Source organism: Flavobacterium sp. LHD-80, from assembly GCF_030929605.1.
In the GTDB taxonomy this organism is placed as follows: Bacteria; Bacteroidota; Bacteroidia; order Flavobacteriales; family Flavobacteriaceae; genus Flavobacterium.
In genome coordinates this window covers 307,968-326,767 of sequence record NZ_JAVFVS010000011.1, presented here as the reverse complement: position 1 = coordinate 326,767, position 18,800 = coordinate 307,968, and the positions used below count along the sequence as shown (strand labels likewise).

General features: G+C 34.8%; 14 protein-coding genes. 10 read left to right on the top strand and 4 right to left on the bottom strand.

Features of this window, described 5'->3' with window-relative positions; all coding sequences use genetic code 11:
- The first annotated feature begins 82 nt into the window (after positions 1–82).
- From RB619_RS16305 to RB619_RS16290, 4 genes are all read left to right on the top strand, one after another.
- Positions 83–646 carry a DUF6642 family protein gene (locus RB619_RS16305; protein ID WP_308099365.1) on the top strand — a complete coding sequence of 188 codons (564 nt, stop codon included), beginning with the start codon at positions 83–85 and terminating at the stop codon, positions 644–646.
- A gap of 11 nt (positions 647–657) precedes the next feature.
- Complete coding sequence (locus RB619_RS16300) at positions 658–1,569, top strand: helix-turn-helix domain-containing protein (RefSeq protein WP_308099364.1); 912 nt, start codon at positions 658–660, stop codon at positions 1,567–1,569.
- Positions 1,570–1,630: 61 nt separating this feature from the next.
- Positions 1,631–1,840: a hypothetical protein gene (locus tag RB619_RS16295; protein ID WP_308099362.1), complete on the top strand. Its 210-nt coding sequence runs from the start codon at positions 1,631–1,633 to the stop codon at positions 1,838–1,840.
- Positions 1,841–1,867: 27 nt separating this feature from the next.
- Positions 1,868–2,440, top strand: a complete 573-nt coding sequence (locus tag RB619_RS16290) for a pentapeptide repeat-containing protein (RefSeq protein ID WP_308099360.1) — start codon at positions 1,868–1,870, stop codon at positions 2,438–2,440.
- 92 nt (positions 2,441–2,532) lie between these two features.
- On the opposite strand, the gene RB619_RS16285 is transcribed toward RB619_RS16290, so the two are convergent.
- The 4 genes from RB619_RS16285 to RB619_RS16270 form a co-directional block, all read right to left on the bottom strand.
- A complete protein-coding gene (locus RB619_RS16285) occupies positions 2,533–4,098 on the bottom strand; it encodes a DUF5123 domain-containing protein (protein ID WP_308099358.1) in 1,566 nt (521 codons plus the stop codon).
- Positions 4,099–4,129: 31 nt separating this feature from the next.
- Positions 4,130–5,920, bottom strand: coding sequence for a RagB/SusD family nutrient uptake outer membrane protein (locus RB619_RS16280; RefSeq protein ID WP_308099356.1), 1,791 nt, complete (start codon positions 5,918–5,920; stop codon positions 4,130–4,132).
- Positions 5,921–5,940: 20 nt separating this feature from the next.
- Positions 5,941–9,168 (bottom strand): TonB-dependent receptor, encoded by a 3,228-nt coding sequence (locus RB619_RS16275; protein WP_308099354.1) that lies wholly within the window; start codon positions 9,166–9,168, stop codon positions 5,941–5,943.
- A gap of 560 nt (positions 9,169–9,728) precedes the next feature.
- The gene (locus tag RB619_RS16270) at positions 9,729–10,895 is read right to left on the bottom strand and encodes an MFS transporter (protein ID WP_308099352.1); all 1,167 of its coding nucleotides are present in this window, start codon (positions 10,893–10,895) and stop codon (positions 9,729–9,731) included.
- Positions 10,896–10,999: 104 nt separating this feature from the next.
- On the opposite strand from RB619_RS16270, the gene RB619_RS16265 reads away from it, so the two are divergent.
- The 6 genes from RB619_RS16265 to RB619_RS16240 all read left to right on the top strand — a co-directional run bounded on the left by RB619_RS16265 (position 11,000) and on the right by RB619_RS16240 (position 18,549).
- On the top strand, positions 11,000–11,833 hold the full coding sequence (locus RB619_RS16265) for an AraC family transcriptional regulator (RefSeq protein ID WP_155103486.1): 834 nt from the start codon (positions 11,000–11,002) through the stop codon (positions 11,831–11,833).
- A 69-nt stretch (positions 11,834–11,902) separates the two neighbouring features.
- Positions 11,903–12,280, top strand: a complete 378-nt coding sequence (locus RB619_RS16260; RefSeq protein WP_308099349.1) for a hypothetical protein — start codon at positions 11,903–11,905, stop codon at positions 12,278–12,280.
- A gap of 164 nt (positions 12,281–12,444) precedes the next feature.
- Positions 12,445–12,975 (top strand): DUF3347 domain-containing protein, encoded by a 531-nt coding sequence (locus tag RB619_RS16255; RefSeq protein WP_308099348.1) that lies wholly within the window; start codon positions 12,445–12,447, stop codon positions 12,973–12,975.
- Between the two features lie 2 nt (positions 12,976–12,977).
- Entirely contained in the window at positions 12,978–13,538 is a 561-nt protein-coding gene (locus tag RB619_RS16250; RefSeq protein WP_308099346.1) for an AraC family transcriptional regulator, read from the top strand.
- A gap of 217 nt (positions 13,539–13,755) precedes the next feature.
- Positions 13,756–16,287 carry a heavy metal translocating P-type ATPase gene (locus RB619_RS16245; RefSeq protein WP_308099344.1) on the top strand — a complete coding sequence of 844 codons (2,532 nt, stop codon included), beginning with the start codon at positions 13,756–13,758 and terminating at the stop codon, positions 16,285–16,287.
- Between the two features lie 9 nt (positions 16,288–16,296).
- The gene (locus RB619_RS16240; protein ID WP_308099342.1) at positions 16,297–18,549 is read left to right on the top strand and encodes a multicopper oxidase domain-containing protein; all 2,253 of its coding nucleotides are present in this window, start codon (positions 16,297–16,299) and stop codon (positions 18,547–18,549) included.
- The last annotated feature ends 251 nt before the right edge of the window (positions 18,550–18,800 follow it).

The window sequence follows — 18,800 nt, the reverse complement described above, 5'->3', positions numbered from 1 at the left end:
CGCATAACAGTTTTTCCGCATAAAAAAATACTTTTGTCTAAAACCACATTTTGATTTAATAAAGAAAGCAAAAGACATAAGTATGGATAATGAAAAATTTATATTCTGCCTAGAAGGCGTTCAGGACATAGATGAGGTTACCATTACTGATGTGGTTAAAAATCTGGAGGAAATTGCTATTGACCAAGGAATTGCAAGTATTCACAAAACTTGTGATACCATTGAAGGCTTAGAAGAAAGCTTGAATACATTGCTTTATGATGATCATAATTTTAAAGATTATGAAATCATTTATCTGGTAATGCCTGGGCAAGAAAACAACATTTGCCTTCATGATTATTATTACAGCCTTGAAGAAATAGCCGAACTTTTTGAAGGGAAAATGAAAGGGAAAATTATTCATTTTGCCAATAAAAAACGTTTGGACCTCAACGAAGACGAAGCACAATATTTTCTAGATATTACCGGAGCGAGAGCGATTTCTGGTTACGGATCTTCTTATAATAAAATTGCCAGTTACAAAACGATCGACAAAGCTTTTTTTACTTTATATCAGGAAAACGATGACTTGACAGAAGTAGTCGAAGAATTGTACCAAAAACATTATGCGCTTTGCAAATTACTTGATTTCAGATTGTATTATTAAAGATGAGATCAATGACGGGCGAAAAAATAAAAACCTACGAAGCAAAAGGATTTCGGGAGAAATTTCTTGGAGAAGATAATCCAATGCATTTGCTGTTTAAATCCAATTCGGATCATTTTTTTTGTTTGAAAACCGAAGAAATGATGCATTTGCAATTTCCCGTTCCGCCTTCTAAACATCTTTGCCACACTTTAATATTTGTCGAATCTGGATCGCATAAAATGAATGTGGGTTTTGAAGAATATGAAACTAAGCCGAACGAAATTATCGTAGTTCCGGCCGGACAGGTTTTTTCGATTGATAACATTTACAATACCTACGACGGCTACATTTGCCAGTTTCATCCTGATATTTTAATTGGCAAATATGGGAGCCGTGAGCTTCTAAATGATTTCGATTTCTTGAAAATTTCAGGAAACCCAAAAGTGCATTTATCTGCCGAAGATGCTCCTTTGATTACAGCTATTTTAAAACGTTTGGAAAAAGAATATACCAATACAAATCTAGCTAATCTCAATATTGTGCAAACGTATCTGACTGCTTTGTTTTATGAAATGAATAAAAACTCGGTTACCGCTTCTAAAGGTATTTCGGCCGCAGAAATCATAACCGGCAAGTTCAAAGAATTGATTCATCTTCATATAAAAACGCGCCATCAAGTCAATCATTATGCCTCTTTACTCAATGTTTCTCCCAATCATTTAAACAAATGCGTAAAAACCACAACTGGTAAATCGGCAGTAAAATGGATTGATGAGAATATTTTACTGGAAGCCAAATACTTACTCTTTCAAACTACGCTTTCTATCAGCGAAATCGCCACTCAGGTTGGCCACGAAGATCAATCGTATTTTAGCCGATTTTTTAAAAAACACGAAGGAATTTCTCCTGTTCAATACCGAAAAATGATTGATAAGTCCTAATTATTGATTATAGAATCCTAGCAAAAAGAAACACATTTTTCAGACATTTGCCACTTCAAAAATGCAAATTATGATTTATGTGTTTAAAACTTCCGTTGACAGTCCGTCAAAATTAGAATCGGCTACGGCGCTTCTTAACGAATTATTACCAGAAACTTTATGGAATTTTGATCTTGAAGATTGTGACAATATTTTGCGAATAGACAGCGAACTTGACATTGTTACGTTGCTTGCAGACAATACTATTTTTGATTGTGTCGAATTAGAATAAAACTAAAAACTCTCTTCCCTGATTTAAATGGAAACAAAATTATATCAAAACCGAACTTTCGACACGATCGATTATTCTGAAAAAAGTTTATCGCATACTGAATTTGTGAACTGTCAATTTATCAATTGCAACTTTTCAAAAAGCGATTTAAGCTATAATGACTTTTTAGATTCTACCTTCAAAAACTGTAATCTTTCATTAGCAGTTTTAAAGAATACTGGATTAAAAAACATGAAATTCATTGGCTGTAAATTAATGGGAATTGATTTTAGCGCCAGCAACAGCTTCTTGTTTTCGATGAGTTTTGAAGATTGTCTTTTAGATTATTCTACTTTCATTTACAAAAAATTAAAGAAAACCTATTTTACCGACTGCTCGATAAAAGATGTCGATTTCTCTAATACTGATTTATCATTAGCAATTTTTAAAAACTGTGATTTATCAAACGCCGCTTTTGTGGAGTGTAATTTGGAAAAAACAGATTTTAGAACTTCACGAAATTATGCTTTTGATCCATCTGAAAACAAAGTCAAAAAGACAAAAGTTTCACATACTGCACTTGCTGGCCTTTTGGAAAAATTTGATTTAGAAATTGAATAAAATCCAGAAACTAATTTCTCAAATTTGGGCCAAGAAATAAAAAAGGGATACAGAAAAAACTGTATCCCTTTAAAAACTAACTGTAAAAATATTTATTTAATCCACTGTGGATCACCTATTTTCTTATCTTTTATTGTTTGGTTTCCAACTGTAAAGTTTCCACCTGCAGCATTTGCAAATTGAGGATCCAAAGTAGTTGCAGAAGCATCTGGTCTATTATTACTTCCTACCAACGCTAAATTAGGCGAATTGAAATTGTTATTATTCAAAAATGTCGGTGGCGCAGTTGCAGTTGAATTTGTATAAACTGCCGAACCAACCGCAAACAATGTGTTACGCACTGTTGATGTATTTGAAGCAAAGCGTAGATACAAGATTCTACTTGCCAATGGCAATGTAGGAGCGTATATAGTACATTGATCAATTAACACATTACTTGTCAAACCAGTTCCTGTAAATCCAGCAGCTGCATCTAAACGGATAAAGTCGCGTGATGAACAATTGTCAAATGTACTTTTTGTTAAAGAAACACTGGCAACATAAGTAGTTCTGAAATCGACAAAATCAGCTACTCCAGCAATGTTTACATTTTTAATAGTACTATTTTCAACAGCGAACGATTTTAATTTAGCTTTTCCATTTCCATACATTAATTGAGAAGGATAATCATGAACATTACAACTGCTTATTAAAACATTTCCAAAAGTTGTAGCATATTCTGCACCAATTGCAATTGCGCCTCCTGTCGTACCAGTTCCGTTTAAATCCAAGTCAATTAAAGACAGACTTACTTCTTCACTAGCATTCGCAGGATTATTCGCTAAAGTAAAGTTTACTTTTAGTTTTGATTTATCACCTGTTTTCAAACCTCTTAGCGTTAGTGTTTTATTTATAGCTATTGTTCCAGTTTGAGCGCTAAAATCGTCATTCATGAAAACTAAAACAGATCCAGAAGGTGCATCAGCGATTTTTTTAAATATATCATCTGTAGCTTTAACTAGGATTCCTGTTCCAATATCGATTCCAGTCTTGAAAGTCGCTGTACCACGTTTCTTTGTTCCGTTTAGTAAAGTTGCAGTATAAGCAGTTTCACCTGTAAGCCCCTTAACAACAGCAACTCCGGCAGTTTTCTCAGTTGCTGTAATAGTATGAGAAATAGCTCCAGGTTGAGCAGTAATTTGAGTTACGTTGCTATTTGGAACCCATCTTAAAGTTACCTGTGTTGCCTCGATATCAGCATCTTGAACTGGGTAAAAAAGCTGTTCTGACAAAGTCGTTGCCGTAGTAATCGACCATGTAGAATCTTCTAAACCTGCTGAACTTACTGCTTTTACTCGAATGGAATAAACAGTTTCTCCTTCTAGTTGCACTTTTACAGGCAATTCAGATGGAGCCACATTTACTGTTTTAAAAATAGTTTCAAATTTAGGATCATCTGCACTAAATTGAACTACGTAATGATCTGCATCTGGCTTTGCAGTCCAGTTCAGCTCTACTGCAGTTTCATTTCGCACATTGGCTTTAAGATCTATCGGAGAAAACGCTCTGTTTACATCCAAAGTCTCAATTACTTCTTCTTGAAAAGTCTCACAAGAAGAAAAGGACAACGCAAGAACTAACGCCGCCATTGCTCCTTTTATAATATATTTTGCTTTCATAATCTTACTTTATTAATTTTCAGAAAAGTTATTAGTACCCATAATCATTAGTCAATTTTCCGTTGCTTCCATCAAGGAATACTTGCCATATCGGCCAGAATTGTCTATTGTCAGGATTAACTCCTGGTTTGTACAAAGTATTGATTTTAGTATCTGCTGTTGTACCTGTCCATGTCCATACAACACTGCTCCAACCGGTTCCTGGATTTGTAGTTTCTCCGCGGTTCAAACCATAGATATCAAGACTTACATTATCTGCTTTAAATTTATAGTATAAAGTAGATGGAACATCAGCATACTTTCCTGAACGAGCAGACAAATCTTTCATGTTAGCCTTAGCTTCGTCCATTTTTGCTTTAAGCAAATTCCAACGGATAAGGTTTTGTTTACGTTCCATTTCTCCTGTAAACTCAAATTTGTTTTCTTCAACAAGTGCTTTAAACATAGCGTCTTTTGTAGTCAAAGCATTTACATAAGCCTCCACTTTTATTGGCTGATCAGCTGCTGCGAATGCTCTTGCTCTTACTGCTTTCAAATATTGAGCAGCAGCAGCAGGTCCTTCTATTTCATTTGCTGCTTCAGCCGCAATCAATAACACTTCAGCATAACGCATATAAATTTTATTTACACCGTCATCATTTGTTGAAGTTACAAAACGCGTCATCCACTCATAACGGTATTTTCCAAAATACCAAGTATTCAAAGCTCCTAATTCTTGTTTTGCTACGTTGTTTACAGCTGTTCCGTATTTGTAAGGAACACAAGTCACGTCTCTTCTTGTATCTTTTTGATCATAATCATAAAACACAGTTGGAAGCGGTCCTGCAGTTCCTCCACGGTTTGGTCCATTTGCATGAAATTGGTCATTTGTAGTATGACGAACCGCAAAAGTAAACAACATACGGCCTCTACCTGATGAGAAAGGAAGTTCCCATAATGATTCTCCTCCTGCAACGATATACTCTTGATTGTATTTTTTCCAGAATGTTTCAAATGAAGATTCCAAATGTGCTGAACCACTCGCAATAATAGAGCGAGATTCATTTAAAGCCAAAGCATACATACTTGCAACTGACAAAGCTGGATCAGTACTTCTTCTGATTCCGTCAGGATATTGCTGATAACCACTTGCCGCCATCGCTAGACGAGCACGAAGCCCTTTTACGAAAGCTTTGTTGATTCTTTCCACATTACTTGTAGCTGGAGTTTCTCCTGGCCAAGGAACCAAAGTTGCTGCCTCGCCTAAGTCAGCTATAAGTTGCTTGTAAATTTCATCACGGCTTGATTTTCCAATATAAATTGTTGCATTGTTTAAAGGCTCAAATCTTGCAGGAAGATCTCCCCAAGCTTTTAACAAATCAGCATAATAAATTGCTCTTAAGGTCAAAGCCTCTCCCAATAAATATCCTAATTGAGATCCAGGAGTTGGATTGCCATAAGCACGCAAGCCACGAATACAAATATTGGCACGCTCGATACCTGAGTAACTCATTGCCCAAGAATTATTTGCTGTATTCATTTGCGAATTATTCGGTTTCGCATCATACGTACATAAGTCTGAAGCATCACTTACAGTCTGTGATGAGTTGTACCATTCTGTATCTGTATTTAATCCGTAAAAAGGAAGAAAACGTCCTCTATATGAGTTGGTTTCTGCAAACGGAATCTTAATGCCGTCAATTGCAGCTTCGGCTAAACCTGGACTAGAAAAAATAACTGATTCGTCCAATGTCGATTGTGCTGGAGCATCTAAATAATCGTCTGAGCAAGAAGCAAAAAGACTTGCAACAAACATTCCTGCTATTAATATTTTATGTTTCATCTTGTGAAAGTTTTTCTGAATTAAAAATTAAGGTTTAGACCAAAGATCAATTGTCTGCTTCGCGGATAAGCTGAATAATCAACTCCCGGTGTGTAAGGCGTATTTCTTCTAGTTGAAGATTCAGGATCTGGACCAGAATAATTAGACCAAACAAAAACATTACTTGCAGTAAAATAAAATCTCAACTTAGACACTCCTATAGCAGAAGTCAAAGCGTTTGGCGTCGTATAACCTAAACTCAAAGTATTAAGTCTTAAGAAAGACCCATCTTCAACAGCCCAGTCACTGAATACATAACGAGGCATATAAGGCGACCACATTGTTGTATTGGCATTTAAAGCTTCCAACTGCGTAGGATCTGTAACTAATTGTCCAGAAGTAGGATCAAGATTAGTCCATCTTTTTCCGTCTGCCATTTCAGAACTTAAATTTCTATATTGTCCATTCGGAATTGAAGAAGTAAATTCAATTTTATTAGCATTATAAACATCATTTCCAATGCTCCAGTTAAAAGCAGCAGAAAGATCAAATCCATAAGCATTTGCATTCAACACCATACCACCAGTACTTTTTGGATTTGCATTACCAATAACAGTTAAGTCATTAGCATTTACTTTTCCATCACCATCAATATCTTTTAATTTCATAGCACCTGGTTGCATTTTACCTACTACCGTGCTTCCATCTGGCACGCCACTTTTTAGAGTATAAGCTCCGGCAGCGTAATCAAAGTCAGCAACTTCATAACGTCCATCACTCTTATATCCGTACATGATACCTAATGGTTGTCCTACATTTACTAAATAATCTCCTGTAATTGATGAAGAAGCCCATCCAGATGCAGCAGTAAAGTTACTCATTACACCAAGCGAATTGATTTTATTAGTATTAAATGCCGCGTTGAAAGACAAACTTACTCCGTACTTTTCTCTTTCAATAAGATTAAGATTCAAAGTTGCCTCAACCCCACTGTTTTGAATTTCACCCATGTTTCTATATTGATTATCATAACCTCCAGAAATTGGGAAAAGCATCAATAAATCCTTTGTTTTATTTTTATATACCTCAACAGATCCTGTCACTTTGTTTTTGAACAAGTCAAAGTCTAAACCAATATTTTGCGTAACAGTAGTTTCCCATTTCAAATCAGGGTTAGCCATAGTTTTTGAAGCTGCCCAAAAATTATCAACACCATTAATCCAAGTAGATGTAGAAGAGATGAAACTTTGAACCATTTGTCCTGTTGGAATATTATTATTTCCAGCCTCACCATAACTCACTCTCAATTTAAGCAAGTTGATCCAAGAAGCATCTTTCAAAAACTCTTCTCCAGAAATTTTCCAAGCTGCTGCTGCTGCCGGGAAGAATCCCCATTTATTATCACCTAAGAATTTACTAGATCCATCGGCACGGTAAGTTGCAGTAAGAAGGTAACGATCTTTATAATCATAGTTCACACGTCCAAAGAAAGAAAGCAATTTGTCATCTGGATAATAGAAATTATCAACTGAAATTGGTGTACCTTGAGAAGTCAATTTTTTCGCTTCATCTAATTCAAAAGACAAAGGATAACCTTGAATGGTACTTGTAAGATCGTTTCTTTTATAATCTATAGATTCTTCTCCTGCTAGGAATTTCAAATTATGATTTTCACCAACTAATTTTTTCAAATCATAATTAAGTGTATTAGCATTTCTGAAACGAGTATCCTTTCTGTCCATCATAATCATAGCTGGCATATTTTGTCTTTCTGCCGCAGGATTGTTTTTAACATAGTACGTTGTACGTCCGTAGAAACGGTAATCTTGGTAATTGTAGTTATCTAAACCTAATTCTGTTTTAAATACTAGATCTGAAGTAAGTTTCCAAGAAAAACTTCCTAATGTATTAAAGTTTTTTCTAAACTGTTGACGGTTATTATCGACAATCGATACAAAAGGATGCGTTAAATTTTGAGCTACCGCTTCATCCGTATCATCAGTAGTTAAACCTGGAACCGGAATTGGAGCATATCCTACAACATTTTTCAAACGAGAATCTGCAGATGAAACCTCATTTTGCTCGTTCATACCTGCACCATTAATTTCTGTATCAGAGTAACGAACTGTAAAACTCAAATCAACTTTATCAGAAGCTTTACTGTTTAAGGCAAGAGACAAGTTGTTTCTGTTGAAATCAGATCCCATCATGATTGCTTTTTCATCATAATGAGCATAGTTAAAATTGTAGTTTATTTTATCAGATCCACCACGAATTGACAAGTCACGACTTTGAACTTCACCGGTACGTCCAAAAATTTGTTTTTGCCAGTTATTTCCTTTCATGCCTTTGTACATGTCGTAATCCTGCCAGTTTCCAAAATACTTTGTGTATGAACTTGGATTGCTCAAAATAGTTTTATCAGTTTGATCTAGCAAAGCATATTCATACTGCCATTTCACATAATCCTCTGGAGATGTAACATCGATCGTATTTGCCATTTGTTTCATTCCGTAGAACATATTGAAGTTCACAGCAATTTTACCATCTTTACCTTTTTTAGTCGTAACAATAATTACTCCATAAGCTCCTCTTGAACCATAGATTGCTGTAGATGATGCATCTTTAAGAACTGTCATAGTCTCAATATCAGAAGAAGAAATATCATTAATGTTGTTTACAGGAAATCCATCCACAATATATAATGGAGAAGCATCCTGGCTTAAAGAACCATTTCCACGAATCCTGATTTGAACATTTGAATCTGGAGAACCTTCAGAAGAAGTTACAGATACTCCGGCAATACGACCCGTCAAAGCTTCTGCTACGTTAGGAACAGGAATTTTACGAACCTCATTTCCTGAAAATGTAGCAACAGCACCAGTTAAATCAGATTTTTTTGAAGTACCATATCCAATTACAACAACCTCATTTAAGTTATTCGAATCTTCAGTCAAAACTACATCTATTTTAGTCTTTCCCGCGGCAGCAATTTCTTTAGTTCCGAATCCAATAAAAGAAAAAGTTACAATACCCTTAGGGTTATTCAATTTAATCTTATAATGTCCGTCAAAATCAGTAGAAACACCGTTTTTCGTCCCTTTTTCAAGTACATTAACTCCCGGCAAAGTAAGTCCGGCAGCATCCTTAACGGTCCCCTCAATAGTTGTAGTCTGTGCATTTACCTGACTACTCATAAGCAAGCACAATAAGAAAACAAGAGTGAAGCAATAGTTTGCTCCTTTGTTTAATAATTCTTTAAAGTTCATGGTTTATTGTTTAAGTTATTAATTGGTTAATGGTAATTTATGTGGTTTTGACAATCTAAATTCTATGTTTGAGTGGTTTTAAAATTCTTGAAAAACGTTGCAACAGCAGGGTTTTTCAATCGATTTCGTTTAAAAAAAATGACTTGAAATCAAAAAAAATCAAATCATGTAATCGATTACACAAACATAGATATTTTTTTTATATAAAAAATTTATTTTCATAAAAATTTGCTAAAAAAAATTACATATCAAAAATAAAAGCACTTTTTTATACCACATATGTAATTTATAATATGAATAAATAGTAATTATATTATTGCCAAATATTAATTTCTTTCGTTTTTATCAAAAAAACAATCGATTACATGAAAAAATAATATCGTTTTTACAAGACAACAAAATGTTCCTGCAAAAACGATATAAAACTGAACACAGTAGAAAAAACCAATCAATTCCTACAATAACACTCAAACTTACATTGGAAAGATCTTCAAAAAAGGCATAAAAAAACCCTTAAGTAATTAATATTAAGGGTATAAGTAAAAAAGTATTTGAAATGTTTAAGCTTTTTGAAGCTGCAAATTTGATTTATGTTTCTGCATTAAAGCCAAAGTAATAATCATTCCGGTCATCGCCATTCCAATACCAATAAGGTTAGGAGAAGCAAAACCATAACCGGCCGCCAAAGGCAATCCACCTAAAAATGCGCCTAAAGCATTTCCAATATTAAAACTTCCTTGAAGTGCTGCCGAAGCAATCATTTCAGCATCTTTAGCTGTTTTGATCATCAACATTTGAATTGGTGCAATTACCGAAAAAGATATTGCGCCAGTTAAAAATGTCAAAAACAAGGAAGCATATTGATTAAAAGAAAAAGTATAAACCAACAATAAATCGATTACCATTATAAATAATAACGCTAATACTGTAGGCGCCGGCGAATATTTATCAGCCAATTTACCGCCTGCAAAGTTTCCGACAACCATTCCGAGACCAGCAAGAATCAGAATATAAGAAACATCTTCTGGCGAAAATTTAGAAACGTTTATTAATAAAGGTGCAATATAACTGATCCAAGCAAACAAACCTCCAAAACCAATTGCAGTGATACCTATAATTAACCATGCTTCCGTTTTCTTAAAAAACAAAAGCTGTGTTTTCATATTTACACTTCCTGTTTGCTCCAATTTTGGCATCCATAACGAGATAAACAGAAAAGTCAACAAACCGACAAAAGCAATTAATATAAAGGTATAACGCCAAATAAAATGGTGACCTATATAAGTACCAATTGGAACACCTATTAAATTTGCCAATGTTAAACCTGAAAACATAATAGCAATTGCCTGTGCTTCTTTTCCTTTATCAGCCAAACGGCTTGCCACTACAGCACCAACGCCAAAAAAGGCTCCGTGCGGTAATCCTGAAAGAAATCTTGAAGCGAACAAGAAATTATAATTTGGTGCGATTATCGAAAGCGCATTAAAAACCGTCAACATTAATGCTAACAATAAAAGCATTTTTTTAGGAGGAAAATTTCTTCCTAAGATCACTAATAATGGCGCGCCTATAACAACGCCCAACGCGTATGATGAAATTAAATATCCTGCAACGGGAATCGAAACCTTCATATCTGAAGCAATATCAGGCAAAAGGCCCATCATAACAAACTCAGTTATTCCAATAGTTAAGCCTCCTAAAGACAAGGCTATAAGACTTTTTTTCATTTTGATTTTACTAGAAAGGAATGTACTTTTCTATGATACAAATTTAACACCGTTAACCTCAAAATAAATTGTACATTTGTGACATAAACTTGTAAATTTAAGTTATGCCTAAATTAAATCAGTTTGAAACTTTAGTGATTCATGAATTTGAAGATGAGAAATTTCACCTTCCGCCACACACGCATACCTATTATGAAATTATCTATATAAAAAAAGGAAGTGGCATTCACCATCTCAACAAAAATCTTCTTCCTTATAAAACAGGAGATTTGTTTGTAATATCGCCGGAAGACGAACATTATTTTGACATTAAAAAGAATACTAGGTTCGTTTACATCAAATTCACTGATAATTATTTCAATTCAAAACAGAATCTTACTTGCGACGAATTCTTAGTAAATACGCCAGAAAGTTTTATGCGCGACAAAATCTTGAAGGAAACTGTTTTAAAATTTGACGATCCGTGCAAAACGATTCTAAAAAATACGGTTGAAAATATTATCACATATGACCAATATATAGATGTAACGACATCGCCGATTGTTTTTTATCAGATTCTTTCGATTTTTGGATTGATAAAAGAAACCATTCGTGGTATGAATCTTCAGATGAAATCGACGCATCTTGATAACGAACAAATTGCTAATTATATTCATCAAAATGTTTATCAACCCAAATTGGTTCAAATCAAAGTAATTGCGGAACATTTTAATATTGCGCCAACGTATTTCAGTGCTTATTTTAAAAGAACATTTTCTATAAGTTATCGCGATTATATCAATAATTTGCGCACTACTTTAATCGAAAAACGTATTCAGAATAATCAATTGCCAATTAAACAGATTGCTTATGAATTTGGTTTTACTGATGAAAGTCATTTGTCGAATTACTTCAAAAAAAGAAAAAACATGAAACCAACAGATTTCAAAAAGCTTTAGTTATTGAAATCTTAAAAGATATTAGAGCTAAAGTTTTTTATCTAAATTTGTATTGCAAAACAATTTCCGTTGACAAAAAAAATACACATATTATTACTCGTTTTAACTTTTGGCTTCACTTTGATGTCAACTGCAAGTTATGCCTGTGGAAAATCTTCTGAAAAAAGTTCCTGCGAAAGGAATGCTGCTTCCTCAAAAAAAGAAACTGCTTCTTGTTTAAAAGATTGCTGTAAAAAAGATTCTCATTCTAAAAAAGGATGCAGTGGAAAATGTGATCATTCTGGTTGCACCACTCCAGGATTACAGCTTAGTTTGGTGATGCAAAACGAAATTGAATTAAGAAACAATTCTTTTAATTTGACTTTTAAAAAACCTATTGGATATTACAAAAACAGTATGATTTCTGATGGTTTTGCCTCTATTTGGTTAATTCCAAAAATAAACTAATTCTATTTGTGATAGCCATAATTGTGTTTAGTCTAAACGCAATCCCGATAGTTATCGGGAGCTAGGATTTACGCAAGGTTCGCAAAGTTTTTTTGCAAAATGAAACAAAAAATCTAAATCATTAAATACTAGGAATTTGAATTCCTCTTTAAAACTACATAAAAATGAAAAATATAATTTTAACCATAGCAGCAGTAATCACATTATTATTTTCTGCAAATACGATTCAGGCGAATACTTCAAAAGGTGAAAAAACAACAATTGAGATCGCAGAATCAAACCAATTACAAGCAGTTTATGATGCTTATTTTACAGTAAAAGATGCACTTATTAAAAGTGACAGCAAATTAACTTCGGCTAAAGCCAAAGATTTACTTACTGCAATTACGGCTGTAAAAATGAATAAGCTAAAAAGCAACGAACATACTGCTTGGATGAAAGCAGTAAAAAAACTTACTGCCGATGCTAAAAGCATCTCAACAACTACAGATCTTAAAAAACAGCGTGAAACTTTTAAATCGCTTTCTAAAAGTACTTACGATCTAATAAAAGTTTCAAGTCCAGACCAGCCGGTTTACAAACAATATTGCCCAATGGCTGATGCTGACTGGTTAAGCAAAGAAAAAGCAGTTAAGAATCCGTATTACGGTTCTTCGATGCTGACTTGCGGAAACGTGGTAGAAACCATCAAATAAATATGAAGCTTTACATCAAAAACATGGTGTGCGCTCGATGCAAAATGGTTGTGGAGTCTGAGTTTGAAAAACTCGGACTCCAGACTATTTCTGTTGAATTAGGCGAAGTTGAACTGCAAAATGAAATCACTGATTCTCAAAAAGAAGTTTTGCTTAAAAATCTGCAATTTTTAGGTTTTGATTTATTGGATGATAAAAAAACCAAATCCATCGAAAAGATAAAAAATCTTATTGTCGATTTGGTTCATCATAAAAACAGTGAGCTCAAAATCAATTTATCTGATTATTTAGCAGATAACCTCAGCCAAGATTACAGCACTTTGAGTAATCTTTTTTCTGAAATTGAAAATACAACAATTGAAAAATATTTTATAAGTCAGAAAATTGAGAAAGTAAAAGAGCTATTAATTTATAATGAGCTTTCATTGAGCGAAATTGCTGACATTCTCAACTACAGCAATGTAGCGCATTTGAGTAATCAGTTTAAGAAAATTACAGGTTTCACTCCTACTTCATTCAAACAATTGAAAGATAAAAACCGTATTCAAATCGAGAATTTGTAATTTTTTTTAACCGCAAAGAACGCAAGGGTTTACGCAAAGTTCGCAAAGTTATATACACATAGCTTTGCGAACTTTGCGCTTTTTATACATACAGCATATCAAAAATTCCTTGCGCTCTTTGCGGTTAAATAATTTTACAAATCATTCTCAAAATTATACAAACCGTTGTAAACCTTACTTCGGAAATTTGCATTGTAATACTTTAAAAGATAAAACAATGACTCATCAATATATAATTTCAGGAATGTCTTGTAATGGCTGCCGAACCAAAGTCGAAAAAAAGTTAAATGAAGTTGGCGGTATTCATGCCGAAGTAACGTTGGATCCACCAGTGGCAACCATAACAATGGAAAAACATGTTCCAACAGAAAAATTTCAGGAAGTTTTATCTGCTGTTGGAAACTATTCGATTGAAATGGATTCTCCTAAAAAAAGCGAATCTGAAGTAAAATCATGTTGTTCAGGTCATAAAAAAGAAGATCATTCTGGGCATTCTCACAAAAAGGAAAAAGCGATAATTCCTCATAATGCAACCGGCGTTTTTTATTGCCCAATGCATTGCGAAGGCGACAAAACGTATAATAAACCAGGAGATTGCCCGGTTTGCGGAATGGATTTGGTGCCACAAATAGCCATTGGAACACAATTTAGCTGCCCAATGCATCCGGAAGTTGTTTCCAATGAACCAGGCGACTGTCCCATCTGCGGAATGGATTTAGTACCTATGCAGGCCTCTGAATCTGACGAAAACAAAACCTACACTGACTTATTAAAGAAAATGAAGATTGCGACATTGTTCACGCTTCCTATTTTCATCATTTCAATGTCGGAAATGATTCCAAATAATCCGCTTTTTAAAATCATGTCAATTGAAAAATGGAATTGGGTTCAGTTTTTATTTTCAATTCCGGTTCTGTTTTATGCCGGATGGATGTTTTTTGTTCGCGCTTACAAATCAATTATTACTTGGAATCTCAATATGTTTACTCTAATTGGAATTGGAACCAGCGTTGCGTTTCTATTCAGCGTTGCTGGAATGTTCTTTCCTGATCTTTTTCCATCCGAATTTAAATCGCATCACGGAACCATTCATCTTTATTTTGAAGCCGCAACAGTTATTATAACGTTGGTTTTATTAGGACAATTGTTAGAAGCCAGAGCACACGGACAAACCAACGGAGCGATTAAAGCATTACTAAAATTAGCGCCAACCGAAGCCACTTTGGTAGAAAACGGAACAGATAGAACCATCTCCATTCACGATATCAAAAAAGGAGATTTATTACGAGTAAAACCGGGAGAAAAAATTCCGGTTGACGGAAAAATAACTTCTGGAGAAAGCAGTATTGACGAGGCTATGATCACCGGAGAACCTATTCCGGTTGACAAAAAAACGGGCGACAATGTGATTTCGGGAACTATAAACGGAACCAAATCATTTGTTATGATTGCCGAAAAAGTAGGTTCAGAAACGTTGCTTTCGCAGATAATTCAAATGGTAAACGATGCAAGTCGTTCGAGAGCGCCAATTCAAAAACTGGCCGACCGCGTTGCAAAATATTTTGTTCCAACTGTTGTTGGTATTGCTGTATTGACTTTTATTATTTGGGCAAAATTTGGTCCTGAACCCTCTTATATCTACGGATTAATAAATGCGATTGCAGTTTTAATTATTGCATGTCCTTGTGCTTTAGGACTCGCAACTCCGATGTCGGTTATGGTGGGAGTTGGAAAAGGTGCTCAGCACGGAATTTTAATTAAAAATGCCGAAGCACTCGAAAACATGAATAAAATCGATGTTTTAATTACCGATAAAACCGGAACGATTACAGAAGGAAAACCAACTGTCGAGAAAATTTATGCGATCGATAATAATGAAGATTTTCTTCTACAAAACATTGCTTCGCTAAATCAGCATAGCGAACATCCTTTGGCGCAAGCCGTTGTCAATTTTGCGAAAGACAAAAATCAAACTTTACTTGAAGTTCCCGATTTCGAAGCCGTTGCCGGAAAAGGAGTTTTAGGAACCGTTACTAATTCAAAAATTGCATTAGGAAATAAAAAACTAATGGAACAGATTAAAGCTTCTATTTCTGATGATTTTGAAAACAAAATTACAGCTGAGCAAAATCTGGGTAAAACGGTTTCATACATCGCCATAAACAATATTATTTCAGGATATGTAACCATTATAGATGCCATAAAAACAAACAGTGCCAAAGCAATTAAAGATTTAATAGATCAAGGTGTTGAAGTAATCATGCTTACGGGAGATAATAAAAATACTGCGAAAGCAGTAGCAGATCAGCTTCATTTAAGTTCTTTTAAAGCGGATTGTCTTCCTGAAGATAAACTGAGAGAAATTGAACGCTTGCAAGCTGAAGGAAAAATGGTAGCGATGGCGGGCGACGGAATCAACGATGCACCTGCTTTGGCTAAGGCTGATATTGGAATTGCAATGGGAACTGGAACCGATGTTGCAATTGAAAGTGCTAAAATAACGCTCGTAAAAGGCGATTTAAACGGAATTGTTAAAGCTAAAAAACTGAGTTTTTCGGTTATGAAAAATATTAAACAAAACCTGTTTTTTGCTTTTATATATAATGTTTTAGGAGTTCCAATTGCGGCCGGAATTTTATATCCGGTATTCGGAATTTTGCTTTCGCCGATGTTGGCCGCGCTGGCTATGAGTTTAAGTTCGGTTTCGGTAATTGCAAATGCTTTACGATTGCGAAATCAAAACCTTTAAAAAATCAACATGAAACTACATACTATTTTAATTGTCTTTTTGATTGCTTTGAGTGCAAAAGCCCAAAAAGTAGTTCGCTATGATTTACACGTTCGCGATACCATTGTGAATTTTTCTGGGAAAGAAAAACGCGCGCTTACCGTAAACGGACAAATTCCGATGCCGACATTGACTTTTACAGAAGGCGATATTGCAGAAATTTATGTGCATAACGATTTAAAAAATGAAGATACAGCTTTGCATTGGCACGGATTATTTCTTCCAAATAAAGAAGACGGTGTTCCCTATTTAACGCAAATGCCTATAAAACCTGGAACAATTCATAAATATACTTTTCCGATTATCCAGAACGGAACCTATTGGTATCACAGCCATTCAGGATTGCAGGAACAAATTGGGTTGTACGGACTTTTCATTATCAATAAAAAGAAAGACGATCCAACTTTTAGAAAAGGCATTGACGATTTGCCAACTGTTCCCATTATTTTAAGCGAATGGACGGATCTTAAACCAGAAAATATTCAGCGAATGCTTCATAATGCCAATGATTGGTTTGCCATAAAAAAGGGCACAACACAAAGTTATTCCGAGGCAATCAAGAAAGGGCAATTTTCGACTAAAGTCACTAATGAATGGAAACGTATGAACGCCATGGATGTGAGTGATGTTTATTATGAGAAGTTTTTAATTAATGGAAAAAATGAAGATCAGCTTTCACAATTTAAAGCCGGCGATAAAGTTCGATTACGAATTGCAAACGGAGGCGCTTCGAGTTATTTCTGGCTGACGTATGGCGGTGGAAAAATAACAGTTGTAGCGAGCGACGGAAACGACGTTGAGCCTGTTGAAGTCGACCGTTTGATTATTGCGGTTTCTGAAACTTACGATGTCGTGGTTACAATTCCTGAAGATAAAAAGTCCTTTGCTTTTTTGGCTACAGCCGAAGACAGAACCGGATCTGCTTCTTTATTTTTGGGAGGTGGTACTAAACAGTCTGTCAAACATCTCCCTAAATTAAAATATTTTGAAGGGATGAAAATGATGAATGATATGATGAAGATGAACGGCGAAATGAATGATATGGGCATGAATATGTCACTCAACAAAATGGACATGAATACTGTAATGTATCCTGAAATTTCCGGCGAAGAGGAATCTGAAAAAACAGAAGATCATTCTATGCATACTATGGAAGGCATGAAAATGGACGATATGAAAATGCCTGAAGATTCTACGGCAACTTCTGAAATTGTCACATTGAATTACGGAATGCTGAAATCTCCAATCAAAACAACATTGCCCAAAGACGCTCCGGTAAAAGAATTACGTTTTACACTGTCTGGAAATATGAACCGTTATGTTTGGAGTCTAGACAATAAAGTAGTTTCTGAAACCGATAAAATTTTAATTAAAAAAGGTGAAAACGTTCGGATTGTTTTATATAACGGATCAATGATGCGCCACCCAATGCATTTACACGGACATGATTTTAGGATTTTAAACGAACATGGCGATTATTCTCCGCTTAAAAATGTGATTGATATAATGCCAATGGAAACCGACACCATAGAATTTCAAGCAAATGCCGATGGTGATTGGTTTTTTCATTGTCATATCTTATATCATATGATGGCGGGAATGGGAAGGATTTTTAGTTATGAAAATTCGGCTCCAAATCCGTTGATTCATCATCCTGAAATGGCACATAAAATGCTAAAAATGGACGATCGTATGTTTCATTTTATGGCCGAAAATGATTTTGCCACAAACGGAAACGACGGAGAAGCGATGTACAGCAACACGCGCTGGAGCATTGGAACCGAATGGAGATTGGGTTATAATGACAGTCATGGTTATGAAACTGAAACACATATTGGCCGTTATATTGGAAAAAATCAATGGTTTATGCCTTTTATTGGTTTCGACTGGCGTTACCGAAAAATGGGAATGGACGAACAGGAACAAAATCTTTTTGGACAAAAAAACACAAAAGACAACCGTTCGGTTTTCAGTTTAGGAGCTGAATATACTTTGCCAATGCTCGTAAAAGCGCAAGTTGAAGTTTATACCGATGGAAATGTGAGAATCCAATTTGAGCGAAAAGATATTCCGCTCTCAAAACGTTTGCGAATGAATTTAATGTGGAATACGGATAAAGAATATATGGCTGGATTAAAATATGTGGCTGGCAGAAACTTCGGAATTACAACACATTATGATAGTGATATGGGAATTGGATTTGGAGTGAATTTGAATTATTAAAATAAGTGTAGTCCCTATGGGACAATGGAATGTTCATTTCTTTTTCTACCAATATTATACTCCTAGCGGAGTATCTGAAGAAGATATCTTGTAGAGATAAAATATTGGTAGAAAAAATAGACCGCATTTAAAATTGTCCCTTAGGGACTGCATGAACTGCAAGGAATTAATTGAAGTGATATGTGCGAGTGCATGTATCAAATTTATATTAAAAAGTAAAAACAAATGGGCTGTTGATAAAATAGAAGATG